The organism is Mycobacterium sp. IDUB_19, from assembly GCF_055419445.1.
The window spans coordinates 43,220-68,200 of the sequence record NZ_JBVAXR010000007.1 but is presented as its reverse complement, the minus strand read 5'-3'; the positions used below and the strand labels follow the sequence as shown (position 1 = coordinate 68,200).

Annotated in this window: 24 protein-coding genes; 20 read left to right on the top strand and 4 right to left on the bottom strand. The window is 63.6% G+C overall.

Going from position 1 to position 24,981, the window contains the following annotated elements:
• Window positions 1-67: 67 nt before the first annotated feature.
• The 12 genes from ACZY0B_RS08430 to ACZY0B_RS08375 all read left to right on the top strand — a co-directional run bounded on the left by ACZY0B_RS08430 (window position 68) and on the right by ACZY0B_RS08375 (window position 12,608).
• Window positions 68-1,309 carry an acyl-CoA dehydrogenase family protein gene (locus tag ACZY0B_RS08430; RefSeq protein ID WP_463763623.1) on the top strand — a complete coding sequence of 414 codons (1,242 nt, stop codon included), beginning with the start codon at window positions 68-70 and terminating at the stop codon, window positions 1,307-1,309.
• Window positions 1,310-1,337: 28 nt separating this feature from the next.
• On the top strand, window positions 1,338-2,204 hold the full coding sequence (locus ACZY0B_RS08425; protein WP_463763621.1) for a hypothetical protein: 867 nt from the start codon (window positions 1,338-1,340) through the stop codon (window positions 2,202-2,204).
• A 24-nt stretch (window positions 2,205-2,228) separates the two neighbouring features.
• Entirely contained in the window at window positions 2,229-3,407 is a 1,179-nt protein-coding gene (locus ACZY0B_RS08420) for a cation:proton antiporter (RefSeq protein WP_463763620.1), read from the top strand.
• 113 nt (window positions 3,408-3,520) lie between these two features.
• On the top strand, window positions 3,521-5,866 hold the full coding sequence (locus tag ACZY0B_RS08415; RefSeq protein ID WP_463763619.1) for a heavy metal translocating P-type ATPase: 2,346 nt from the start codon (window positions 3,521-3,523) through the stop codon (window positions 5,864-5,866).
• A gap of 203 nt (window positions 5,867-6,069) precedes the next feature.
• Entirely contained in the window at window positions 6,070-6,321 is a 252-nt protein-coding gene (locus ACZY0B_RS08410; protein WP_463763618.1) for a hypothetical protein, read from the top strand.
• Window positions 6,322-6,459: 138 nt separating this feature from the next.
• Window positions 6,460-7,458: an Acg family FMN-binding oxidoreductase gene (locus ACZY0B_RS08405; protein ID WP_463763617.1), complete on the top strand. Its 999-nt coding sequence runs from the start codon at window positions 6,460-6,462 to the stop codon at window positions 7,456-7,458.
• 36 nt (window positions 7,459-7,494) lie between these two features.
• Window positions 7,495-8,070, top strand: a complete 576-nt coding sequence (locus ACZY0B_RS08400; protein ID WP_463763616.1) for an Rv1733c family protein — start codon at window positions 7,495-7,497, stop codon at window positions 8,068-8,070.
• A gap of 48 nt (window positions 8,071-8,118) precedes the next feature.
• Window positions 8,119-9,246 (top strand): 4Fe-4S dicluster domain-containing protein, encoded by a 1,128-nt coding sequence (locus tag ACZY0B_RS08395; RefSeq protein ID WP_463763614.1) that lies wholly within the window; start codon window positions 8,119-8,121, stop codon window positions 9,244-9,246.
• Between the two features lie 4 nt (window positions 9,247-9,250).
• Window positions 9,251-10,105: an FAD/NAD(P)-binding protein gene (locus ACZY0B_RS08390; RefSeq protein WP_463763613.1), complete on the top strand. Its 855-nt coding sequence runs from the start codon at window positions 9,251-9,253 to the stop codon at window positions 10,103-10,105.
• Window positions 10,106-10,864 carry an NADH-quinone oxidoreductase subunit B family protein gene (locus ACZY0B_RS08385; RefSeq protein WP_463763612.1) on the top strand — a complete coding sequence of 253 codons (759 nt, stop codon included), beginning with the start codon at window positions 10,106-10,108 and terminating at the stop codon, window positions 10,862-10,864. It begins immediately after the preceding gene.
• Window positions 10,861-12,153 carry a Ni/Fe hydrogenase subunit alpha gene (locus ACZY0B_RS08380; RefSeq protein ID WP_463763611.1) on the top strand — a complete coding sequence of 431 codons (1,293 nt, stop codon included), beginning with the start codon at window positions 10,861-10,863 and terminating at the stop codon, window positions 12,151-12,153. Before ACZY0B_RS08385 ends, ACZY0B_RS08380 begins: the two co-directional genes overlap by 4 nt.
• Window positions 12,150-12,608 (top strand): hydrogenase maturation protease, encoded by a 459-nt coding sequence (locus ACZY0B_RS08375; protein ID WP_463763610.1) that lies wholly within the window; start codon window positions 12,150-12,152, stop codon window positions 12,606-12,608. Before ACZY0B_RS08380 ends, ACZY0B_RS08375 begins: the two co-directional genes overlap by 4 nt.
• Here ACZY0B_RS08375 and ACZY0B_RS08370 read toward each other — a convergent pair.
• The gene (locus tag ACZY0B_RS08370) at window positions 12,595-13,002 is read right to left on the bottom strand and encodes a DUF302 domain-containing protein (protein ID WP_463763609.1); all 408 of its coding nucleotides are present in this window, start codon (window positions 13,000-13,002) and stop codon (window positions 12,595-12,597) included. The two genes, ACZY0B_RS08375 and ACZY0B_RS08370, sit on opposite strands and share 14 nt — an antisense overlap.
• A gap of 264 nt (window positions 13,003-13,266) precedes the next feature.
• Between ACZY0B_RS08370 and ACZY0B_RS08365 the strand changes: the two genes are divergently transcribed.
• Genes ACZY0B_RS08365 through ACZY0B_RS08355 form a run of 3 tightly spaced genes read left to right on the top strand, consistent with a single transcriptional unit; the run spans window position 13,267 to window position 16,725 of the window.
• Window positions 13,267-14,448 (top strand): site-2 protease family protein, encoded by a 1,182-nt coding sequence (locus tag ACZY0B_RS08365; protein WP_463763608.1) that lies wholly within the window; start codon window positions 13,267-13,269, stop codon window positions 14,446-14,448.
• Between the two features lie 37 nt (window positions 14,449-14,485).
• Window positions 14,486-15,283 (top strand): universal stress protein, encoded by a 798-nt coding sequence (locus tag ACZY0B_RS08360; RefSeq protein WP_463763607.1) that lies wholly within the window; start codon window positions 14,486-14,488, stop codon window positions 15,281-15,283.
• A 44-nt stretch (window positions 15,284-15,327) separates the two neighbouring features.
• A complete protein-coding gene (locus ACZY0B_RS08355; RefSeq protein ID WP_463763606.1) occupies window positions 15,328-16,725 on the top strand; it encodes a bifunctional lysylphosphatidylglycerol flippase/synthetase MprF in 1,398 nt (465 codons plus the stop codon).
• A 20-nt stretch (window positions 16,726-16,745) separates the two neighbouring features.
• Here ACZY0B_RS08355 and ACZY0B_RS08350 read toward each other — a convergent pair whose 3' ends face one another.
• A complete protein-coding gene (locus ACZY0B_RS08350; protein ID WP_463763605.1) occupies window positions 16,746-17,189 on the bottom strand; it encodes a pyridoxamine 5'-phosphate oxidase family protein in 444 nt (147 codons plus the stop codon).
• Window positions 17,190-17,281: 92 nt separating this feature from the next.
• Window positions 17,282-18,247, bottom strand: a complete 966-nt coding sequence (locus tag ACZY0B_RS08345) for an Acg family FMN-binding oxidoreductase (protein ID WP_463763734.1) — start codon at window positions 18,245-18,247, stop codon at window positions 17,282-17,284.
• Window positions 18,248-18,599: 352 nt separating this feature from the next.
• Between ACZY0B_RS08345 and ACZY0B_RS08340 the strand changes: the two genes are divergently transcribed.
• Window positions 18,600-19,586: an Acg family FMN-binding oxidoreductase gene (locus ACZY0B_RS08340; RefSeq protein WP_463763604.1), complete on the top strand. Its 987-nt coding sequence runs from the start codon at window positions 18,600-18,602 to the stop codon at window positions 19,584-19,586.
• Window positions 19,587-19,626: 40 nt separating this feature from the next.
• Here the strand turns inward: ACZY0B_RS08340 and ACZY0B_RS08335 are convergent, their stop codons facing one another.
• Window positions 19,627-20,016, bottom strand: coding sequence for a nitroreductase family deazaflavin-dependent oxidoreductase (locus ACZY0B_RS08335; protein ID WP_463763603.1), 390 nt, complete (start codon window positions 20,014-20,016; stop codon window positions 19,627-19,629).
• A 298-nt stretch (window positions 20,017-20,314) separates the two neighbouring features.
• Here ACZY0B_RS08335 and ACZY0B_RS08330 point away from each other — a divergent pair, with 298 nt between their 5' ends.
• The 4 genes from ACZY0B_RS08330 (at window position 20,315) to ACZY0B_RS08315 (ending at window position 24,944) form a co-directional block, all read left to right on the top strand.
• Window positions 20,315-21,121 carry a universal stress protein gene (locus ACZY0B_RS08330; RefSeq protein ID WP_463763602.1) on the top strand — a complete coding sequence of 269 codons (807 nt, stop codon included), beginning with the start codon at window positions 20,315-20,317 and terminating at the stop codon, window positions 21,119-21,121.
• Between the two features lie 14 nt (window positions 21,122-21,135).
• Complete coding sequence (locus ACZY0B_RS08325) at window positions 21,136-23,178, top strand: erythromycin esterase family protein (RefSeq protein WP_463763733.1); 2,043 nt, start codon at window positions 21,136-21,138, stop codon at window positions 23,176-23,178.
• A gap of 157 nt (window positions 23,179-23,335) precedes the next feature.
• On the top strand, window positions 23,336-24,076 hold the full coding sequence (locus ACZY0B_RS08320) for a universal stress protein (protein ID WP_463763601.1): 741 nt from the start codon (window positions 23,336-23,338) through the stop codon (window positions 24,074-24,076).
• A 16-nt stretch (window positions 24,077-24,092) separates the two neighbouring features.
• Window positions 24,093-24,944: a universal stress protein gene (locus tag ACZY0B_RS08315; protein WP_463763600.1), complete on the top strand. Its 852-nt coding sequence runs from the start codon at window positions 24,093-24,095 to the stop codon at window positions 24,942-24,944.
• Window positions 24,945-24,981 lie beyond the last annotated feature (37 nt).

Sequence of the window (24,981 nt, the reverse complement as noted above, 5' to 3'; positions counted from 1 at the left end):
CGTTCGGATATGACAATGGCGTCGGGAGGTCATCGGCGATGACGCACAGACTAATTCGGCACCGCTGGTGACTGCCGAGACCGCTGAAACCGTAGCGGAGTTTCGCAGCCGCGCCAGGGCCTGGTTGGCCGCCAACATGCCACCGTTCGATCGCGACAAGGCCGCGCTGCTTGAGCGCGATGAGTTGGTGTCCTGGAGGCGGGCCCGGGAACTGCAAAAGACGCTGTATGACGGGGGATTCGCCGGGATCTGTTTTCCGCGGGAGTACGGCGGGCTCGGACTGGGCTACGAGTACAAAAAGGCCTTCGATGCCGAGGCGCTCAACTATGAAACGCCGTTGCTCCTCAACGTGCCATCCTTCGCCATCTGCTGCGCAACCATCCTCGACATGGGTAGCGAGGAGCAGAAACGTACCCACATCCAGGCGGCGCTGCGCGGCGATGAAGTGCTGGTACAGCTGCTGTCCGAACCAAGTGGGGGTTCGGACCTCGCGGGCGTCATCACCCGCGCCGACCGCCGGGACGGGCGGTGGATCATCAACGGCGCCAAGACGTGGAGCACCTGGGCGTTCGCGGCGGACTACGGACTGTGCCTGGCTCGGACCGATTGGGACGCACCGAAACACGAGGGGTTGACGATGTTCCTGGTGCCGCTGCGGCACCCCGGAATAACGATCAACCGCATCCAGCAGATCAACGGTTCCATCGAGTTCTGCGAAGAGTTCTTCGACGACGTCGAGGTGGGAGATGACGCCGTCGTCGGCGAACCGGGCAAAGGATGGGAGGTCGCCTCGCGCCAGCTCTACCATGAGCGTCGCAGCATGGGCGACGGCTCGGAGTACACCAGCGGGCCCGGAATCTCTGAGGCCGAAGATGTTTCGATCGACCTGCTGTCACTGGTCGAGAAGACGAACCAGCAGGACAGCGAACGCGTCGGGGAGATGGTCGGGCGAGCCCTGGTCCACCGCACGGTTGCGCGTCAGCTCAGCGAGCACGTCTTCCACGCGGTGGCCAGTGGGGCCCTGCCGCCGACCGCGGGATCGATCATCCGATTATCGATGGCTGCGACCCACGACGTCGAAACCGACACCGCGATTGCCGTCGCGGGTACGTCGGCCGTCGTCGACGACGAGGCACACCTGCTTGATATCGGCATCCGATACCTGGGCCGTCAGATCGCCAGCATCGGCGGCGGTACCACCGAAATGGCGCGCAACGTGATCGGCGAGCGGGTGTTGAACTTCCCCCGTGAGTACGCCGCCGACCGCGGCGTGCCGTTCAACCAAGTGCGGCGAAACAGACTGTCCTGAAACGCCCGTCGGAGAAAGGTGGCCGAAATTGAGTGACCAACTGCGAGACATCAGAGAGTTGGCCGACGACGCCGACGCGTATCGAGATGAGCTGTACCGCCGCTGGACAGGTCTGCTCAGTTACCGCTACATCGGACGCAGGCACTCGTCCATGGACATCGGCGACGTCGACGACACCGTCGTGATCCGCCGGGACATGCGCAACGCGGCAGGGGGAATCATGGTTGCGCCGCTGGCGATTTCGTCGCCCGAGGGGTGCCAGACCGACATGGTCGCGGTGCCCAACCCGGTCATCGCCTCTGTGCAGATCATCGACCCCGGCTACGACGTCGCCCGGGTCGAGATCATCGGGTCCGGCATCGTTCATCAGGGCCGGACCATGGGTTACGGGCGGTGCAAGATCGTCGACGCCGACAACCCGGACCGGGTGATCGCCTTCAACGAGGGGCAGGGTGCGATCATCGGTATTCCGCCGGAAGGCCTTGACAGGATGAATGTTTCGGGCACGGAGCTGGTGATCGAGGATTCGCCCGACCTGCCGCCGCTGTGGGCTGCCTTCGGCGCTGCCAAGCGCGACGACGGTTACTGGGTGCTGCCCGCGCTCAGTGCCGAACTCGCTTCGCCGGACGCAGCGTTGCACATCGGACCCCAGCACGTCGTGCTGGAGACCGCGGCGACCGACCTTGCGGCCGATCTTGCCGGAACTCCGAAGGTACAGGTCGTTAGCTGGCACGTCATGTTCATGTCCCGTGGGAAGGTCGGGCCGTTCCGGGTGGAGGGCACCGCGCACGCCGGTGGCCCCGGTCGTATCGGGGTGCGCATGCTGCTGCACGACGAAGGAAATGCGGACAAGGCCGTCACCTCTGCCGCGGCGATCTTCGAGGTGGTCGGCTGATTCCGCCACCGAGGGGCTACTGAGATGTCGGGGTTCGGCTTCGACACGCTGGCGCTGCTGGCCGCGGTGGGCTTCGCCGGCCCGGTGCTGGCGTCACTGCCGCACCTGCGGATTCCGCTGATCATCGGCGAGCTGGCCGCGGGATTGGTTTTGGGCAAGACCGGTTTCGGGGTCCTCGACGAGTCGAACTCGACGTTCCAGCTGTTCGCGAACATCGGCTTCGCGCTGGTGATGTTCGTTGTCGGTACGCATGTTCCGGTGCGCAGTCGTGAGGTGCGCTCGGCGGTGCCGCGGGCGCTGGCGCGAGCCGTGCTCTGCGGATTCGTCGCGGTCGCTCTCGGTGTCGCGTTGGCATGGCAGTTCGGCACCGGTCACGCGGCGCTGTACGCGGTGCTGATGACGTCTTCCTCAGCGGCATTGGCATTGCCGGTGATCGATTCGCTGCGCCTGCAGGGGCCGCCGGTGCTCTCGCTTACTGCGCAGATCGCGATCGCTGATACCGCATGTATCGTGCTGTTGCCCTTGGTAATCGACCTCCGCAGGGCGCCGATGGCAGCGCTGGGCGTCCTGGCGATCGCGGCATGTGCCGTGGTGCTGTTTGGGGTTCTGCTGGCGGCCGATCGCCGGGGCTGGCGCCAACGTATGCACGACTATTCCGAGAAACACAAATTCGCGCTGGAACTGCGGACCAACCTGTTCATCCTGTTCGTGCTGGCGGCGGTGGCGCTGCGCACCCACGTGTCGATCATGCTGGCCGGCTTTGCGTTGGGTTTGGTCATCGCGGCGGTCGGAGAACCGCGACGGCTGGCAAGGCAGCTTTTCGGCATCACCGAGGGATTCTTCGGTCCGTTGTTCTTCATCTGGCTGGGCGCTTCGCTGCGCGTACGCGAACTGGGTGCGCACCCGAAATTGATCCTGTTGGGTGCGGGCCTGGGGCTGGGCGCCGTGCTGGCGCATTGTGTGGGCAGGCTGCTAGGCCAGCCGCTGACCTTTGCGGTGTTCTCGGCCGGGCAGCTCGGTGTCCCCGTGGCCGCGGCCACGATCGGGACCGCGGAACACCTGCTCGCCGCGGGCGAAGCGTCGGCGCTGATGTTCGGCGCTTTGCTGACCATCGCGTCCACCTCGATCGCCGGCGTGTTGGCGGCGCGCGGCCCGGCGGCCGCGAGCCCGGATGAGCCAGCAGAAATGAGCAAGCGCGAGTAGCACGCTGCGACGGGTCCAAAGGCCCGCGGTTGACGGGCATTACGGCACTTGCCAGCAAGATTCGTGACTGATCGACTTGAGCCCGAAAGTGTGCGCGGCCGAAGGGATTTGTCATGGTTGGCGCTACGCGTGGCCGGCTGTTCTCTCGGGCGCGCTCGTTGGTCGAACCAGTCTTGGCGGTACTCACGCTGGGCGCCTTGGCGGCCGGGGGGATTGCCTGGCTGGCAAGTTGGCGGGACGTAGCCGACGGCTGCTGGATCGCCGGTACGGCAATTGCCATTGCGCCGGCATTGGTTTGGGTGGTGTCGGCATTGCGCCGGAAGCGCGGCGGCGTCGACATCATTGCGGTGTTGTCGCTGGTTGGCACCCTCCTGGTCGGCGAGTACCTAGCCGGTGCGTTGATCGCGGTGATGATGGCGAGTGGCCGGGCGCTGGACTCGGCAGCTGAACGCCGCGCGGCACACGATTTGCGTGCCCTGCTCGAGCGCGCCCCACGATTCGCGCGGCGACGGGTCGGATCGCGGGTCAGCGTGATCGCATTGAATGACGTTGCTGTCGGCGATGTGCTGGTGGTCGGTCCCGGTGAGGTGGTGCCGGTGGACGGTCGGGTTGCCGACGCGGTGGCGGTGCTCGACGAGTCGGTCCTTACCGGCGAATCGGTGCAAGTCGAACGCCACCTCGGCGAACCCATCCGCAGCGGTGTGATCAACGCAGGCAGCCCTTTCGAACTGCGTGCGACCGCAACGGCTGACGACAGCACCTACGCGGGCATTGTTCGTTTAGCACAGCAGGCAGGCGCGGAAAACGCGCCGATTGTGCGGTTGGCCGACCGCTACGCGACATGGTTTCTACCGCTGGCGCTGTTCCTCGGCGCGGCGGCATGGGTAGCGAGTGGGTCAGCGGTGCGCGCCGTGGCGGTGCTGGTCGTCGCGACACCATGTCCGTTGCTGCTGGCCGCACCGGTGGCGATCGTCTCCGGTTTGTCGCGGGCGTCTCGTGCAGGCGTGGTCATCCGCGGCGGCGGGGTCCTGGAAAACCTCGGCCGCGCAGAAACTTTGGTGATGGACAAGACCGGAACCCTGACCGTGGGACAACCGACGGTGGGAGACGTGGTAGCTGCTCCTGGCTGCGACACGACATCGATACTGCGGCTGGCCGCTTCGGTGGACCAGTTCTCTCCGCACGTCATGGCGGAGGCCATCGTCACCGAAGCGCTCCGCCGTGGCCTGGAGCTGTCGCTACCCACCGATGTGCTCGAAGAGCCGGGCAGCGGCGTCACCGCCACCGTCGACGGACGTCGGGTTACGGTCGGTAAATTGCCGACCGACTTGGTGACCGACGCCTGGACACGAAAGGTGCTCAATCGCGCAAGCCTCGACACGTCAGCCATCGCGTGGGTCTGCACCGAAAATCAGGCGGTGGGTGCCGTGTTTTTGCGAGATCCGCTGCGCCGAGAGGCGCCGCGCACCGTGCGGCGGTTGCGCGAGGCGGGCCTGAATCGGTTGATCATGCTTACTGGCGACCGATTCGAGCCCACCCGCGAAATAGCCGCTGTTTTAGGACTGGACGAGGTTTTCGCCGAACAGACGCCGGCCGACAAGTACGCCGCGGTGCGCGCCGAAAGTGAGCGGGCGCCCACGATAATGGTGGGCGACGGAGTCAATGACGCCCCCGCGTTAGCCGCGGCCACCGTCGGTGTAGCGATGGGTGCCCGCGGCGCCACTGCCTCTTCTGAAGCAGCCGATGTGGTGTTGACCACCGATCGCATCGATCGACTCGCCGATGCGATGGACATTGCCCGGTGGTCTCGGCGCATCGCCGTGCAAAGCGCTGTCGTCGGCATGACCTTGTCGGTGATTGCGATGGTAATTGCCGCACTGGGTTGGTTGCCGCCGGCCGCGGGAGCTCTGCTGCAAGAAGGCATTGACGTCGCAGTCATTCTCAATGCGTTGCGCGCTTTGCGAGGCAACGCGGCCACGGAGGTGCCGTTGGCCGCCGGCACCGAGCAGATGCTGCAACGCTTCTCCGCCGAACACGACGAACTCCGCGACACCATCGGACTGCTGCGCGACAGCGCGGATCGGCTTGCTGCAGGGCCCGATGCGAAGGCGTTGGAATCGCTGACTGCGGCACATGCCGTACTGGTCGATCGGATTCTGCCCCATGAACTGGCCGAGGAAACTCAGCTTTACCCGGCGCTGGCCCATCCGTTAGGCAGCGAAGCCACCGCGACAATGAGCCGGACGCATGCCGAGATCCGGAGGCTTTCGGACCGCATTGCGACGCACCTCGCGCTGGCGCAAGCGGAAGGGGCGATTCAGCCGGATCAAGTCGATGACTTGCTGGCGTGCCTCTACGGCCTGTACGCCCTTCTGCGGCTGCACTTCGTGCAAGAAGAAGAGAACTACTTCGTTCTAGCCGAAGACGAGGCCGATGCCCCGAAACACGTTGTCCGGTAAAGCGATCCGAGATCTGCAGCCGATGATTGCGGTCATCTGAGGCCCTTGTACCTCACCAGTCCGGTGACGAAAGACCTCTGGGGCCGGGACTTCGGGGTGGCCAGAAATGCGACCGAAGCACTGCCGGACCGATTGCGTTCGCCTCTACTGGCCGATTCGGTCAGATGGTCGGATTGGTCTCAAGGCCGTTCGAGGAGGCTGCGATGAGGTTCACAAGGCACGCGACGCGGGTCGAGGCCATGTACTGCGTTACCGATCGTTTGCACGGTGGCCGCACAGTTCACGTGCATGGCAACGAGATCGCATCCCTAGTCAGGACGTGGCTCGGCGAGCTGGGCGCCTACAGTCCGTTGGCTGACGACCTCGCACGAGCGGCGTGCGTCGGCGACTGGGCCGCGGCTTACGCCGTCGGCGACCGGTTGTCCGTCGAAGTGACCCTTGCGGCCGCCGCCTAGCGCTCCAGCGAGTACGGCGTGTCTTGCACGCGGGGGCGTGGCCCAAAGTCCCTGGGGACTGAGGTCGTCGTCCCCTCGTGTGACAGCGGTAAACCCGGGATCGTTGACATCAGAATTTCTAGGAAGGGACGAACTGCCATGAACGCGCGCTTCCCCGATGCGGGCACAATCCGCACCGTCCTGGCCCTGGCGTCTCGAGCCCCCTCCGTCCACAACTCCCAACCCTGGCGATGGCTGGTAGGCGATCAGAGCGTGCATCTCTACTGCGACGCGGACCGGCAACTACCCAATACCGATCCGGATGGGCGCGATTTGATCTTGAGTTGCGGCGCGGCGCTGAATCACTGTGTCGCAGCTTTCGCGGCGGTCGGCTGGCACGCGAAAGTGTCCCGCCTGCCTAACCCCGCAGATCCGAACCACCTTGCCGCAATGGAACTTTCACCATGCTCGGCTGACACCTCAGATGTAGCACTCGCCGCGGCGATACCGCGGCGGCGAACCGACCGACGTCACTACAGCGCCTGGCCGGTACCGGTGGGCGATATTGCGCTGATGGCGGCGCGGTCGGCGCGCCTCGGCGTGACGCTTTGCCAAGTCGAAGACACCGACAAGCTGCACAAGATTGTGGCGCAATCCGTATGGGACCACATGAACCATGATTATCTTGCCGAGCTCACCGAATGGAGTGGCCGGTACGGCTCGGTAGCCGGCGTTCCGGCCCGCAACACACCAAAATCCGACCGTGCGGCGACGATACCGGGTCGGTTCTTCGCCGGTCCCGTGCTTGCCGAGCCACCCGGTTCATCACCTGCCGAAGATAAGGCTGTGGTTCTTGCGCTGGGGACGCGTGCCGACGACCGGCTGGCCCAGCTGCGCGCCGGCGAGGCCACCAGCGCCGTTCTTCTGACAGCCACGTCGGTGGGCTTAGCGTGTTGCCCGGTCACCGAACCGCTCGAGATCCCTGAAACACGCGACGCAGTGCGCTCCGAAATCTTCGGCAGCACTAACTATCCGCAGATGCTGCTACGCGTGGGTTGGGCGCCGGTCAACGCAGACCCATTGCCGTCGACACCCCGGCGCGAACTTGCCGATTTCGTCGAGTGGATGTCCGGCCCCGAACAAAACATCGGCGAATAGTCGCGGACCGAAATGCTCTGGCGCGGGGGCGCTGTGATGGAGACCTTCACGCTGGACCCGCGCTACTGGTGGATCGCACGCATCTTCGGGCGCAATCCCTTGCTTCGGCCCGCCGATCGCATCGAAGCGTTGGTCATGTTGGTCGCATTCACCCTGTCTTTGCTGGCGATTCCGTTCGCCGGTGTGGCCGGCGGTGTGACCTATGGCATCCGTGATCGGCTCTACGTCCAAGAGGCGCACGAGCGTCACGCGGTGCTGGCAACGGTTACCGAAACTGCCGCCGACGACTCGGGTATCACTGTCGTGCAAGCGAAGTGGCCTGTCGCAGACGGCGGGCGCACTGGTGCACTTGAACTCGTCCACGCGATCAAGGTGGGTGATCGCACGGAAATCTGGGTCGACGCGAATGGTGATCCGGTAGCCCGGCCCGCCCTGGCGTGGCAAGCAGTGGGAGACGCGTTTGCCGCTGCCATGGCGACATTGCTTGTCATGGGAATCGGGGTGACATCGCTCGTGGTGAGCGTGCGCTCGCGGGTCTATCGGGCCCGCAACGCTCAGTGGGACCATGAGATCAGTTGCTTGCGGGAAGACGGCGGCCGGACGATTCCCTGACGACAAACGACCCTATACAGCGCACCTGACGGGACGGATGATATGTCGATGACCGGCGAAGGCTCCCAGGTTGCCCTATTCGACGCGGCCGCACTGCAGCGTCTTGTCGCGGTGCTGATCGAACAGGGTTACCGGGTGATCGGTCCGGTGTTGCGGGACGACGCGATCGTCCTGGCAGAACTGGAATCGGCGAACGATCTGCCACGCGGCTGGGGGGTCGACGTGAGCCCGGGGCACTATCGGGTGCGCCGCCGCGACGACGACGCGGCATTCGGGCATTCGGCCGGGCCGCAGTCCTGGAAACAGTTCCTTCACCCACCACGGCAACGACTGTGGGCCGGCACTCGGGACAGGGCAAGCGACGCCCAACCCGATGCTGAGGTTCCCCGATACGCATTCCTCGGAGTACGTGGCTGCGATCTGGCTGCGATTGGCACCCTCGATGGGGTGCTGGGCCGCGCCGAGCATCCGGACAACTCGTTTGTCGGGCGTCTGCGCCAGACCTTTGTCGTCGCGGTGAACTGCACGGAACCGGGCGGGCTGTGCTTCTGCGCATCGATGGGCACCGGTCCCGCCGTCGGGCCCGGCTATGACCTCGCGCTCACGGAGCGCCTGGACGGCGCCACTTCGTCGTACCTTGTCGACATCGGTAGCCAGAAGGGTGCCGACGTGCTCGCGCAGGTGCCACATCGGCTAGCCGATAAAGCGGAAATCGATTGCGCGCGAGCTGATGTCGAATCAGCATCCCGTCGGATGGGCCGGCAGATGCCGGACACGGATCTGCGGAACCTGCTGATTCAATCCCGCGAGTCGCCACAGTGGGACGAAGTGGCAAGCCGCTGCTTGACTTGCGGCAATTGCACGATGGTGTGTCCGACATGCTTTTGCACCAGCACCGAGGACGTGAGCGATCTCACCGGTGAGCATGCGGAGCGCTGGCGGGAGTGGGCGTCGTGTTTCGAGTTCGATTTCACCTTCGTCCACGGTGGGGGCAGCGTTCGTCAGTCCGGTGCGTCGCGCTACCGGCATTGGCTGACTCACAAATTGGGCACCTGGCATGACCAATTCGGCACGTCCGGTTGTGTCGGCTGCGGGCGATGCATCGCCTGGTGTCCTACTGGCATCGACATCACCGCAGAGATGAACAAAATGGCCGGAACGGACGGCGATGATTGACGGGATGACCGGTGCTGCGCCAGTGCCGTCGACCCATTCGCCGATGGAGCCGGTGCCGTATCGAGTGCGTAGCCGGGTTGTGGAGAGCCCGGACTCGGCGACGTTGTGCCTGGACCCACTCGACGAAACCCTGCGCACGCCGCAACCGGGCGAATTCATGATGCTGTACGCGTTCGGTATAGGTGAAGCCGCGATTTCGATCAGCGGCGACCCCACGGTCACCGACGGGTCGATCACCCACACCATCCGCGCGGTCGGTGCGGTCAGTCGCGCCTTGCACGATGCCCAGCCGGGCACGGTCATCGGGATACGGGGTCCCTTCGGCACGTCGTGGGGATTGGCCGAGGCCGCTGGGCGAGATCTGGTCATGGTCGCCGGCGGTGTGGGGTTGTGCCCACTGCGTCCCGCCGTGCTCGGGGCGCTGGCGGAGCGCTCGCGCTACGGCAACGTGACGCTGATCGTGGGCGCACGGTCCCGAGCTGACTTCGTCTTCGCGGCTCAACTCGAAACATGGACCAAAGAACCGCAGATCGAATTGCATGTCGTCGTTGATGCGCCGACGGCCGGCTGGAAGGGCGAGGTTGGATTGGTTACCGCGCCGCTGAGCCGGTTGGAGCTAAATGTCGATCGCACCACGGCATTTCTATGCGGGCCGGAGCCGATGCTCCGCTTCGGAGCTGAGGCCCTGGTAGCGAAAGGCCTTGCGGCCCAGAATATTCGCGTTTCCCTGGAGCGCAACATGCAATGCGGCGTCGGGTGGTGCGGCCATTGTCAGCTCGGTCCGCTACTGCTGTGCCGCGATGGCCCTGTCGTCGGCTACGACATAGCCGGCCCCCTGATGGCGGTGAAGGAACTCTAGATGACCCGAACCAGTTTGGCCGTATGGAAGTTCGCCTCCTGCGATGGATGTCAGCTAACCCTGCTCGACTGCGAAGACGAGCTCCTCACTCTCGCTGACCAAGTGGAGATCGCCCACTTCGCCGAGGCTTCCAGTGCGATGGTCGGCGGCCCGTACGACCTGTCGCTCGTTGAGGGTTCGATCACCACCCGGCACGATGAGCAACGCATCCGCGAGATCCGGGACCAATCGAAGCTACTGGTCACCATCGGCGCGTGCGCGACCGCCGGGGGAGTGCAGGCGCTGCGTAACTTTGGCGACATCGCCGAGTTCACCTCGGTCGTGTATGCCAAACCCGAGTACATCGACACACTGGCAACCTCGACTCCGGCGTCGGCGCACGTCGAGGTGGACTACCAGCTCCCGGGCTGCCCGATCGACCGCGGACAGTTGCTCGATACGCTCGCGGCGCTGTTGATCGGACGCAAGCCACGGCTGCCGGCCAAGACGGTATGTACCGAGTGCAAATTGCGCGGCGTGACATGTGTAATCGTCGCTGACGGTACCCCGTGTCTCGGTCCAGTCACCCATGCCGGCTGCGGAGCGCTGTGCCCCAAGCATCGTCGTGGCTGCTACGGCTGTTTCGGCCCGTCCGCGGCGCCGAGGACCGCGACGTTGATCCCGTTGCTGCGCCGCGACGGGATGTCGGACGGCGACGTCGACCGGGTTTTCTCCACATTCAACGTCACCACATTCGCTGCCGAGCGGACAAAGGAATGACACCATCTGCCCGCAAGCTCAGGGTCGACGCGCTGACACGGGTGGAAGGTGAAGGCGCACTGGACATCACGCTCAAGAACGGAGAGCTCGAGAGCGTCCAGCTCAATATCTACGAACCGCCGCGTTTTTTCGAGGCGTTTCTGCGCGGGCGCGCCTACACCGAGCCGCCCGACCTGACTGCCCGGGTCTGTGGAATTTGCCCGGTGGCCTATCAAGTCAGTGCATGTAACGCGATTGAAGACGCATGTGGCGTTGAGGTGGACGAGGATATCGTGGCGCTCCGGCGACTGCTGTATTGCGGCGAGTGGATCAACAGCCACGCTCTGCACATCTACTTGCTGCACGCGCCCGACTTCCTTGGCTACTCCGACATCGTGGGTATGGCACGCGACCATGCCGCGGTCGTCGAGCGTGGTCTGGCGTTGAAGAAGGCCGGAAATCAGCTGATGGAGTTCGTCGGCGGACGGGCCATCCACCCGATCAATGTGCGCCTGGGTGGGTTCTATTCTGTGCCAACGCGGTCGGAGTTCGCGCCGATCGCCGAACAGTTGCGCGTGGCGCTGGATAACGCACTGGCCACCGTCGAGTGGGTATCTGGATTCGAGTTCCCCGACTTCGAGCTTGAGCACGAGTTCTTGGCGCTTACAACACCCGGCCGGTATCCCATCGAAAACGGCGCCATCGGACGCAGCGAGGGGTCGCCTTTTCCCGTCGCCGATTTCACCACGCACATCGTCGAATCTCAGGTGCCGCACTCCACGGCCCTGCACGCGACCCTCGACGGCAGTTGCTACCTGACCGGGCCGTTGGCAAGATTCTCGCTCAACTCGTCGGAGCTATCGCCCATCGCTGCGCAGGCGGCGGCAAGCGCTGGGCTATCGGCCGAATGCCGAAACCCCTTTCGCAGCATCGTCGTCCGTGCCGTCGAAGTCGTTTATGCCCTCGAGGAGGCGCTGCGGATCATCGCCGACTACCAGCGCCCGTCGCGTCCATTCGTCGATGTTCCGGCCCGCGCCGGCGTCGGACACGGCGTCAGCGAGGCGCCCCGCGGCCTGCTGTATCACCGGTATCGGATCGACGCCGATGGACTAGTCTCCGCCGCAACCATGATTCCGCCAACTTCGCAGAACCAAGCGGCAATCGAAGCCGACCTGGGTCGCGCCGTTGCCGGCAACCTGTCACTCGATGATGCCGCGCTGACGGCGCTGTGCGAGAAGATAATCCGCAGCTATGACCCGTGTATCTCATGTTCGACACACTTCTTGACGCTGACGGTGCAGCGTCGGTGACCGGCGAAGTGGTCGTCGTCGGCCTCGGCAACATCTTCCGAAAGGACGATGGCGTGGGCATCGTCGCCGCCGCGGCGCTCAAAGACCTGACGTTGCCCGGCGTTTGCGTAGTGGCTGGCGTTGCGGAACCTCTGAGCCTGCTTGAAGCGTGGTCGGACGCAAAGCTGGCCGTGGTGATCGATGGCGCGATTTCGACGCCGCCGATGCCAGGCCGCATCCGCCGCTGCACGGTCGATGATGTGCATACCCCTTCCGAGGGATTGAGTTCGCACAGCCTGGATCTCGGTCGCACTTACGAGCTCGGTAAGGCGCTTGGAAGACCAGTACCCGACGTGCTAGTGGTGTTCACCATCGAAGTGGCGGATACCGACAATGGCATCGGCTTGACTCCAGAGGTCGCACGCGCTGTTCCGCAAGTGGTCGATATGGCAGTGGATGAAATCAACCGCAACTAGAATTCAGCGACGTGATCGCGGCGGCCAGCTTAGCGGTGACCTCATCGGCGATCGCTACGAGCGCCGGCTCGCCGGTTACCTCAACCAAAAGGCTCGGATCCATCGCCTCGACGATTATCGTCCCCGGCGTGCTCTGGTCGGCGCGGACCAAGATGTTGCAGGGGAGCAGTAACCCGATCTCTCGATCGATATTTATCGCTTGGTGCGCCAACGCCGGGTTGCACGCGCCAAGTATCAAATAGTCCTCCATCTCCACACCGAGCTTCGCCTTCAGCGTGGCTTTGATGTCGATCTCGGTTAGCACGCCAAACCCCTGTTCTGCAAGGGCTTCTCGGGTACATTTGACCGCGCGGTCAAAGTCCGTTGCCAAGTGGGTCGATAGCGCGGTGCTCATATCGGTAATCCGATCGTTTTAGACCCTGGCGGCGGTAGGGGCAAAAGTCCCAAGACCGTCACATTCTGCACCGGCGTCGCTCCAGCGTCGGAAGGCCGATCCTGTCTCGCTGAAAGTCATCAGCTACTCGGGCATTAAGTCCCTAGTTCAGCCATCTGGGACTTCAGTCCCTAGTCAAGAGCCCTGAGAGACGATCGGATGAAGGCCGGAGGTTCTCCGGCTGCGCTCCGAGTCATGCAGCCCACAGGTTTCGGAGGTTCTAAGGTGCCTGACGCTATTCCGCTAGGACGATTTGCGGGCTTTCCGCTGAAGGTCCATTGGAGTGTGATTGTGATCCTGTGGCTGTTCACGTGGAGCCTGGCAACCTCGTTGCCCGGTAGCGTCGGGGGTTATTCGCGGCCGGCCTATTGGCTGGCCGGAGCGTGCGGCGCAGTGGTGCTGCTGGCATCGCTGTTGGCACACGAACTCGCGCACGCGGTCGTCGCCCGCCGAGTAGGGGTGAACGTAGGCGACGTGACGCTATGGCTATTCGGCGGGGTGACGACCCTGCAAGGAGAGGCGAAGAGCCCCAAGGCCGCCTTCCGTATCGCGGTCGCGGGCCCAGCCACCAGTCTTGCCCTGTCCGTGATGTTCGCCGCACTGGCTATGGCGATTTCGACGTTGCATGCCCCGGCGATCATCGGCAGCGTTGCTTGGTGGCTGGCCACCATCAACTTGCTGCTCGGCTTGTTCAACCTGTTACCAGGCGCCCCGTTGGACGGTGGGCGGCTGGTACGTGCCTATTTATGGCATCGCGACGGCGACAGCGTGCGCGCGGCGATCGGTGCGGCGCGCGCCGGACGAGTGGTCGCAATCATCTTGATTGTGTTGGGACTGGCGGAGTTTCTGGCCGGCGGCCTTATCGGCGGCGTCTGGTTGGCATTCATCGGCTGGTTCATCTTTGTCGCCGCTCGCGAAGAGGAAACACAGGTGACGAACCAGCAAATCTTCGAGGGTGTGCGCGTCGGTGACGCGATGACGCCCCAACCCCACACTGCTCCTGGATGGATCACTGTGGAGGATTTCATCCAACGTTATGTGCTCGGCGACCGGCATTCGGCCTACCCGGTTTCCGATCAGGACGGATCGATCACAGGGCTGGTCACGTTACGGCAGCTGCGCGAACTTGCGCCCGAACGACGCACCACTACCCGTGTGGGCGATATCGCTGTGCCGTTGCACAGCGTGCCGACCGCAGGACCGCAGGAGTCGCTTAATGCTTTGTTGCATCGGATGGCGCCCATCGATGCTCGTAGCCGCGCTCTGGTCATCGACGGGGGCAAGGTCGTCGGAATCGTTACGCCGACCGATGTGGCCCGGTTGATCGATGTCTACCGGCTGGCCCGGCCGGCCCCCGCAGCGATGGCTGATCGTCACGGTACCGACAACCTTTCCAGCGCTGGGTGATCCGGCCTTCGGAAGTGGTCCGGAGAGGAGTACAGATATGAAAGCGATCGTTGTGGGTGTCGATGGTTCACAGGCAGCAATCGCCGCCGCCTTGTGGGCTGTCGATGAGGCCATCAGCCGCTCGTTACCGCTGCGGCTTGTCTCCGTGATCAAGCAGACGCATCCATCCTCGGATGACTACGACCGCGACCTTGCTCACGCCGAGAAGTCGCTTCGTGAAGCGCAATTCGCCGTCGAGGCGAGCCAAAAGTCTGTCGAGGTCGAAACTGAGATCCCGCGCGGGCCGGCCGGAGCGGTCATGGTGGAGGCATCCCGCGATGCAGAAATGACCTGTGTCGGCACGGTGGGGATCGGGCGCTACGCCCGGGCGATCTTGGGATCGACGGCAACCGAGCTCGCCGGCAAGGCGCATTGCCCGGTCGCGGTTATCCGGACGAATAATCTTGATCAGCCACCACCGGAGATCAATTGGATCGTCGTCCGGATGACCGACGCACCCGGCAACGACGCCGTCGTCAAATACGCTGCGTGGGAAGCCAAGCTGCGCAGGGCGCCCATGCTCATCCTCGGAGGTCAGCCGGAAGAACTTACCGCGTATGCCGACGGCACGTTCGAGCGTCGGGTGCAGGATTGGCGGGAGCGTCATCCCGAGGTGCGGGCATACCCCGTCGCCACCAAGTTCGCGATCGCCAGCTTCCTACGTGTCAACGAGGAGCGAGTGCAACTCGCTGTCATCAGCGCGGCGGAGGCCGATCAGGTGGCGCGACTGATAGGTCCATCCGGGCATCAGCTCTTCCACCATCCCGAATGTTCAGTCCTCGTCGTTCGTGAGTAGGTGGGCCCACGGTGAAGACCACGTACAGAAGCGGTGGGGCTGAAATGGTAGGTGCTCGCGAGCGGGTGCTGGTCAGAAGTGATGTCCCGCTGGGCCGCTTCATCAGCGCGGCGATGTTGTTGTGCGTCCTGGCCTGGACTGCCGCACTGGTCGCGGGTGACCACTTCGGCTACGACCGGGTGGCACCAGGCCGCTTCGGTTGGTCGGTCGCGCTGCTTGCCGCGGTTGCTCTGATTGCGCGAGGTATCTTTCTTGGTCGTCCGGTGACCAGCAGGCATGCGATAGCCGCAGGTGCGATCGTGTGCGGTGGGCTTTGTGCGCACTTTTTGTCATTCGGCACAATCGGAAACGTTCTGCTGGGTGGCAGTGGGCTCGCGCTGATGTGGCCGACGACGGCGCAACCCCAACCGGAGTTACTGCAGCAGGTGTGGGCTCTGGTCAACATCACCCGTGGGGACCCATTGGCGCCGTTCGCCATGCACTCGAGCAAGAGCTATCACTTCAACAGCGACAAGACCGCGGCGATCGCTTACCGCACCAGGCTTGGATTCGCGGTAGTCAGCGGCGATCCGATCGGTGATGATCTCCAATTCCAGTTTCTGGTTGACGATTTCGTCCACATGTGCCGCAGCCGGGGCTGGCGGATCGTCGTATTGGCTTGCGGTGAAGAATATTTGGGACTATGGCGAAGCCCGAAGGGCAGACGGTCGATGTTGGAGGTCCCGATCGGGCGCGATGTCGTCGTCGATGTTCGCCACTTCACCCTGAAGGGGAGACGCTTTCGCAACTTGCGCCAAGCGGTGCAGCGCACCCGCAACGGCGGGATCACCACCGAGATCGTTGACGAGCAGCAAGTCCCCGGCCCGCTGCTCGACGAATTGACTGAGGTCTTGTATGCCGCTCACCACGCAGCGGGCACCGAGCGCGGGTTTTGTATGAGTCTGGACGGGGCCTTGCAAGGCCGATTGCCCGGGATCACGCTGGCCATCGCTCGTGACCGGCGCGGGCGGGTAGCGGCCTTTCACCGATACGCGACTGCGGGACAAGGATCAGAGGTGACTCTCGACGTGCCGTACCGTCGCCCAGACGCTCCCAACGGTGTTGACGAGCGGCTCAGCGTTGACATGATCGCCGCGGCGAAAAGCCAGAACGCAACCAGCCTTTCGCTGGCCTTCGCGGCGTTTCCGGAAATCTTCCAAGCAGCCCATCCGGGCCCGATGCAGCGGGTCGCGTATCGGTTGATCCATCTGCTGGACCCATTGATCCGACTTGAGTCCCTATACCGGTATCTCCGCAAATTTCACTCGCTGGGGGAGCGGCGATACGTCGTGCTCCGTGTCCAACACATCCCAGCTGCGTTAGTGGTGTTGCTGTCGCTGGAGTTCACCCCACGTCCGCATCACCACCAGCGGCCGACTCGGACCGGTGCTTTCCGCGCCTAGCCGCAGCCGGCGGTGCTCGGTCAGAGGTGAATGGACTGTTCCATTGGCGGCGAGCCGAATTGGAACCGGCGTCCGGTCACCATCTGCGGAATCACCCGTACATAGTGCGACTTCTCAGAAGTCGTCCACGGCAAGACCTGGGCCCGCTCGGCGTCCTCGATCTCCTCGTCGGTACGAAGTGAGCGCGCGGTGCCCTTCACGATCACACTCCAGCCTTCGGCGACGTTATGGTCATCGACCTCGAACACGACTTCATTGTTTATCGCGGCACTGACCAACTTCGTGCCCTCCGCGGTACGGAACAGGATCGTTCGCCGCTGGACGACATAGTTGACCGGGAAGATCCCCGGGTGGCCATCCACGCTCGTGACCAGCCGCCCCAGCGTGACACCTGCGAGCAGGTCCCAACACTCGTGCACCGGCAAGATGATGGCGCCGTCGTCGCTTTGGCTTGGATTCGTCATGAGAATGACAATAGTGACGACGCCGGGCAGTTGCGCCTGCCAAAGGTCCTGCCCCGTCGGGACCAAAGGGGTCAACGCCTCTGTCGGTCCGTCTAGCGAACCTTGAAGACATCGTGCAGCGGACGCCGCGGCGTGGGTGCGGGCGAATCATCGATCGGCGGTGCTACCCCGACTCTGATCAGCACCTGGGGCACGCCGGACTGGTCGATCAGACCGCGCACGATATCGCGACTTTCGTCCACTTCGGTGAGATGGGTCAACGGGCAGGTCGCCATCCCGGCGGCGGTGCATTCCAGCAACACCGTCGACAGCACTTCGCCCGACCTCAGCCAGTCGGCCCTGTCGTCCTCCTCGGTGGACAGGACAAGAATTTTTGACCAGTCCGCCTCGACTGCTGGGCGCCGGTCTGCATGGATTCTGACCGGGAACGCGCGTCCCAGATCTACGCGGCAGTGCTCTTCGTCGGATGGCAGCGCGCTTGGAGGTATACCTTCGCTGATTGCAAAAGGTGATGTCCACCAATCCAATTCGGCGAGATAGAGCCAGTCGTCGCTACGGGCGGCTTCAGCAAGCTCCGCCGCTTCAACCAGCCGCGGACGAACATCGTCGGGGAGCACGTGCAGTTTCACCCGGCTGTCATCGATGGCGTTGAAGAGAGCGGGTTCGAAGAAATCCCAATATGCGGGTTGTTGGAGCGGAAGCCGATCGGCTCTGCGCTGCAGAATCGCCAGGGCGCACTCACGCTGAGCGCGGGTGACCTGTGCGACGGGGCTGAATTCCATGGATGCGAGCTCATCGGGGTCGTTTTCGTTGGGAAATCGCTTGATATCGGCTTGCCAACCTGCCGCCAGCATGGCGATACGAAGGTGATCGAGGACTGCGCCGCAACTGATGATCGCGTCGCGGTTAGAGGAGTCTGTGCCGGGGACGGTGCGGTGCCGATCGATGAATAGTTGCAGCACTGCGCCTTCCGCCACCCACCGCCATGGCTGGCTGTTATGCACGGACGGAGCCCGGCACGCCAATCGCACCGCTGTTTTCAGTACCTGGGTATCCATCGTCGGATGCATGACGTCAACCCCTCGTCAATGTTGTGACTTGCTATCGACGCTAGGGTGTCGTCGGGGTGAACGCCTAGGGTCGTATGTCCCTGCGGGGCGGGGCCATTGGGCTACCTTGCTGGTTATTTTCGACGTAGCTGACCACGTCGGCCAACGTTCGCAGCGATGCATACATCAAGTCATCAGTCAAGACGCGCTTTGTCGTCGAGATGAAGGGCAGGTTTCGACGAGCCGGCGCGTTGCGGCGGTCTCACGAAGGTCCGATGACCTGGCGCCGGGGACCAAGGACTCTGGCGTCAGATGTCCGCGTGCACGAGGGTTTCAGCCATACGGAGGAAGGCTGAAGACGATGGCGGAGACCCTGGCAGATACGAAGGTGATCACGACGGCAGTCGAGCTGGCGTGTCATGCTCCGTCGCTGCACAACGCCCAACCTTGGCGGTGGATTGCCGATGGCGCGATCGTCGACCTGTTCCTCGATCCGCAGCAAATCGTGCGGTCGGCCGACAAATCGGGTCGTGAAGCGATCATCAGCTGCGGCGCCGCGCTCGATCACTTCCGGAGTGCGATGGCCGCCGCCGGTTGGGCAACGAACGTCGATCAGTTTCCCAACCCGAACAATCTCGAGCACCTGGCAACCGTCGATTTTGCGCCGGTCGACTACGTGACACAGGCTCGGCGTGATCGCGCAGCCGCGATATTGCGTCGCCGGACCAACCGACTACCCTTCCGTGCGCCGAAGCACTGGGCGTCGTTCGAACCCGTGCTGCGCAGCTCGTTCGACAACGACTTGGTCAGTCTGGAGGTATTGTCCGAAGATGTGCGACCGCGACTGGCCGAAGCGGCGCGACTCACCGAGGCTTTACGTCGCTACGACGACCTGTATCACTATGAATTGCGTTGGTGGACAGGACTGGTCGATGGATCGGAAGGGATACCGCAAAGCGCACTGGTGTCGGAGTCAGATGACCGGAGGGTCGACGTGAACCGTCGGTTTCCGATCGACCCGTCGAATGAGCTGAGCTCTGCGGGCACGTACGACCAAGCGAAGATTCTCATGTTGTCCACCAGCGGCGACTCACATGTCGACGCCCTTAACTGCGGCGAGGCGCTTTCGGCGATCCTGCTGGAGTGCACGATGGCCGGATTGGCGACGTGCCCCGTCACGCACGTCACGGAGCTGGAAGCCAGTCGGGACATGATCCGCGACCTTGCGACGGGGTCCGCTGCGGTACCGCAGGTCTTGATCAGAGTCGGCATCGAACCGGAAGGCGAGTTGGCTCCCGAACCGACGCCGCGCAAACCCTTGCATGAGGTGTTGGAGATTCGCCACTAAGGGATGGCCCCATTGGAAGTCGCCCTGGTGCATCAAGGGCCTAGTTCGGTTCAGACTTCACTTTGAGGTAGTTCTTTGTCCTGAACAGGTCATAGGTGCGGCGCCGCTCGGGCCGAAGCTGGGGGGCAGCGGACTGTGCGGAGATGATTTCGGGTTCGACCACTCGATAGCTTTGGCCGTGAGCCCGGATGGTCGCTTGCCCCGCGGCAAGGACATTTCGCAGCCAATCGACCTCAACGCCGTAGGGCAGCGGAACGATGAACCCGTCCGGCACCCGTTCTGTGGCCACCGGAGTCGCATAGTGCTCGCCGGAACGTCGGCCGGTGTGCTCAACCACCGAGGCATACCAGTACTTTCGTCCGGCCATATGCAGCATCAATGGATTGAGCAGGCGCTTGTTGAACACCCGAACGTTGTCGAGAATCGCCACAACATCTCCTAGTCTTTTCTACCGCGAGGGAGCAAAAGATACTGCAGCACAGCAACTCTCACGTCAGCCGTCGCTATTCGTTGGCGAGCGGCCCGTGCTTTTAGTAAGCGGGCGCTTGTATGACGCAATCCGATCAGCTCGTTCGGTCCGCGGATAGGGCCCGAAGTCACCAGACCTTGCGCGGCACTCGTCCGCCTAACGGATCCAGAGATGAGGACTAATGCCTCTGATCGGCACCGGACAGACTCCGTAGCGTCTTGGACAGCTTGTTTAATGTCCTTGGTCGCCGGGAGTTCTCATGTTCGACAGGTATCCACCGAAGTCAGTGATCGTTGGCGTGGATGGATCGGCAGCGGCGATTCGCGCCGCCCGGTGGGCGGTCGACGAAGTCGCGGGCACCGACACTCCGCTGCGTCTGCTCTATGTCACCCGACGCGACCCGAACGCCAAACCGGGTGAAGCGCGATTCGCGCTGGCGGCGGCGGAGCAAGTTGTCCACGACGCGTACAACGCCGTCGACCAAATGGGCAAGCCGGTCAAGGTCGAAACGGAAATCGTCGACGGAGGACCGGTGGCGGGGCTCATCGCTGCTTCGCGTTCCACGACGTTGCTGTGTGTCGGGGACACCGGAGCCGCGATGCACCCGAACGCCTGGTTGGGTTCGACTGCAAAAGAATTGGCAAAATCCGGCCATTGCTCGGTCGCTATCGTCCGGGGAGACCGTCGCGAAACCGACGAAATGGACGCCCGCTGGATCATGGCCCTCGTGGATGAATCCCCAGATGGCATGGACGTTCTGGAGCTGGCGATCCACGAGGCCCGGCATAGAGCCGCACCACTACGGGTGCTTCGGGATTCAGTCGGCGGCGATTCCCACATGAAGCGTTGCATGGACGACTACCCCGATGCCGAAATCGACACCGTTGTTTTGGAAGGCTCCGTTGTCGACTACCTCCGTGACCATGCCGACGCTACCCAGTTGTTGGTGGTCGGGGCGGCCCAGACCGCGGCAGTCGAGCAACTTCTCGGCGCTCCTGGCGCTGCGGCTCTGCGTGACAGCGATTTCTGCTTGCTTGTCGTCGGCTTCAAACGGCCCGGCCGCTGATACATCGAAGGGAACTGATGATGACCAGAGCAGCTGATACCAGCCGGCGCTCGCCACGCCACGTATTCCGCGACCGTCGCGAGGCCGGCCGGATGCTGGCAAACCTCCTTAGCGCCTACCGCGACCGACCCAATGTGATCGTCCTGGGCTTGGCGAGGGGCGGCCTGCCTGTGGCATGGGAGGTGGCGGCCGCGCTGCACGCGCCGCTGGACGCCTTCATCGTGCGAAAGCTCGGCGCTCCCGGGCACGAGGAGTTCGCGGTCGGGGCGCTGGCTAGCGGCGGCCGCGTGGTGGTCAACGACGATGTGGTACGTGGCCTGCGGATCTCGCCGGAACAATTGCGTACCATTGCCGAGCGTGAAGGCCGGGAACTGGTCCGGCGTGAGGCCACCTATCGGGGCGGACGCCCGCCGCTCGATGTGACCGGCAAGACTGTCATCCTCGTCGATGACGGGTTGGCCACCGGCGCAAGCATGTTCGCGGCGGTCCAAGCGCTCCGCGAATCTGAGCCCGCTCACATCGTGATTGCGGTGCCGGCCGCCCCGGAATCCACCTGCCGGGAATTCGCCGGCCTGGTGGACGACATGGTCTGCGCGAGTATGCCCACCCCATTCCTCGCAGTCGGGGAGTCGTTCTGGGATTTTCGCCAGGTCACTGACGAGGAAGTTCAGCAACTGCTCGCTACTCCGACGACCGAGACAACGACGGCGAAGGAGCTGACCCCCGCCGAGGTGCTCGGCAGCGTGGCAATCGATGCCCCAGCGGGTGTTCCGCCGCGCGAGACGCTCGAGAAGCTTATCGGTGACGCTCGGGTCGTGCTGATCGGCGAGAGTTCCCATGGGACGCAAGAGTTTTACGAGGCTCGGGCAACTATCACGAAATGGCTGATCGAGGAGAAGGGGTTCTGCGCGGTCGCCGCGGAAGCGGACTGGCCCGACGCCTACCGGGTGAATCGATACGTTCGCGGCCTCGGTGAGGACGAGACCGCCGATGAGGCATTGAGCGGATTCGAGCGCTTCCCGGCCTGGATGTGGCGCAACACCGTCGTTCGCGACTTTGTCGATTGGCTGCGCATGCGCAACCGGCGACACGAGTCAGACGCTGTGCGGCAAGCCGGCTTTTACGGACTTGATCTCTACAGCCTGCATCGGTCGATGCAGGAAGTGATCACCTACCTAGAAAAGGTCGACCCGAAGGCGGCGATGCGGGCGCGAAACCGCTACGCATGCTTCGACCATGCTTCGGCTGATGATGGTCAGGCGTACGGCTTCGCGGCGGCGTTCGGTGCCGGTCCATCTTGCGAAAGTGACGCGATCGAACAGCTGGTTGACATCCAGCGCAACGCCTTGGCCTATGCACGCAGGGACGGACTGCTCGCCGAAGACGAGCTGTTCTACGCCCAGCAAAATGCGCAAACGGTACGCAACGCCGAGGAGTACTACCGTGCGATGTTCAGCGGACGTGTCACCTCGTGGAATCTGCGTGATGAGCACATGGCGGAGACTCTCGAGGCGCTATTAGCGCATCTGGACCGCCACCATGATTCGCCGTCAGCACGAATAGTGGTGTGGGCACACAACTCTCACGTTGGGGATGCACGGGCAACCGAGGTGTGGGCCGACGGGCAACTCACACTGGGGCAACTCGTCCGCCAGCGCTACGGCGATGAGTCACGCCTGATCGGATTCAGCACATACGCCGGCACAGTTACCGCCGCCAGCGATTGGGGCGGTGTCGCGGAACGAAAGGCTGTTGTGCCAGCGCTCAACGGCAGCATCGAAGAATTGCTACACGAGACCGGCAGAAGCTCGTTCCTGGTGTCGGCAGACCTCAGCCCGGATGCCGCCGACCCGCTCGGCGTCGTTCGATTGGGGCGCGCCATCGGTGTGATCTATCGGCCGGAAACCGAGCGGCAAAGCCATTACTTCCATGTCCGGCCCGCGGACCAGTTCGACGCGATGATTCATATCGATAGGACTCGAGCTCTGGAACCCCTGGAACCTACGAGTCTCTGGATCGCCGGCGAAACTCCCGAAACGTACCCGTCGGGGCTATAACCGCTGTAAGAGCCTCGTATCCGCGGGACGAACGGCTGCCGATGAGAGGCCTAATGGCCCCTCCGCAAACGGCCATGTGCTCAATAGCCTGGAGCTGAACCGGTCGAATGTTCAGTCAGGAGCGCAGATGAACCAGCCGCATGCGAAGTCGGTGGTCGTGGGCATCGACGGTTCGAAAGCGGCCGTCAACGCTGCCCAGTGGGCGGTCGATGAGGCGATCCGCCGACAGGTTCCTCTTCGCCTTATCCATGTCGTCGCGCGGGGCGAATCGCAATCGGCGTCGACCGGACTCTCCGACTGGGAGCTCGAACGCGGCGAAGCGGCGCTCGACCAAGCAGCGGGAGCCGTGCGCGAGATCGGAAAGGCCGTCGAGGTCGAAACGGTACTGCTCTCCGGTGACCCGGAACAGGTACTCGTCGATGAATCGCGGGATGCCGCCCTGGTTTGTGTGGGCACCGACCGGCGCGGATGGGAAGCCGGCAAGCTGCTCGGCACAACCGAGGCCACCTTGGCGACCCGCGCTAACTGCTCACTGGCAATAATCCGGACCAATCCTGATGGCACTCCGGCAGCGCCCGGCGTGATCGCAGTCGTACTCGACGATGAACCCGACAACGACGAAGTTGTCCACCAGGCCATGGAAGAAGGGCGGCGCCGCCGCGCTACTGTGCGCCAGATCGATCGGCGGCTGAACAGCTGGGTTCGACGTTATCCCGATGTTCCCGTCCAGGTCGTTGCCGCCGGCACAGGCGCGAGATCTGTCGAAAAACACAGCAGTGCAATCGAACTGGCCGTTGTAGGCAGGGCCGAAGCCAATCAGATTGCCGACCTCGCCACACCGAACTGTCATCCGATCGTTGGCTATCCCGACTGCTCAGTACTGCTGATCCGGGACTGACCCCGAAAGCCTTGCAATGAACGAGCTACGAACATCTCGGCCAGTCGTCGTCGGTGTAGACGGCTCCAAGGCGGCGATAGCGACCGCGCTCTGGGCGGTTGATGAGGCGGTCAGCCGTGACGTCCCGCTGCGCCTCCTGTACCTGATCGACGAGGACAGGGTTCAGGCGGAGGGGCCGGATGCCGTTGCGCGCGAGTTTGCCGTCGCGGAATCGGCGGTGCGCCGGGCACTCACGGCAGTCGAAGGCACGGGCCAGCCGGTGAAAATTGAGACGGAAATTGTCCAGGGTCCGCCGACTGAATCATTGATCCGGGCGTCGGCTGCCGCGTCCATGGTGTGTGTGGGTGCGATCGGCATCCACCATTTCCAGGCGGGTCGAGTGGGTTCTACCGCGGCGGCCCTGGCAATGTCGGCGCGCTGCCCCGTCGCTGTCGTCCGCACCCACCGCAATGGACCCATTCAGCCACCGCGTGGGATTGTCGTCGAAATTCCCGCGGCCCCCGACAACGACGTGCTGCTGGGCGCCGCGATGGAGGAAGCCCGGCTGCGCAATGCCCCACTTCAGGTGGTCGTTTGCGAACGGGCCGACGATCCGACGGTGCAGCACAGTGATCGACCGGCACGGGCTGACCTCGATGGTCGACTGGCGCGATGGCGGCGACGCCATCCCAATCTCGAAGTGAAGTCGACGGCGGTGCACGGCAGCCTGCTAGACCACCTGGCTCATTTGCACCGATCGGCGCAGTTAGTGATGATCCGCTCTGACGACCGTGAGCATCTGAACGCACTTATCGGACCAATCGGCAGTGCGATACTGCAGGACGCCGAGTGCTCGCTGCTGATCGTCAATCACCTACAGCATTTGTGAACCTGGGCGAATATGAATGATGTGCGATATTGAGGCA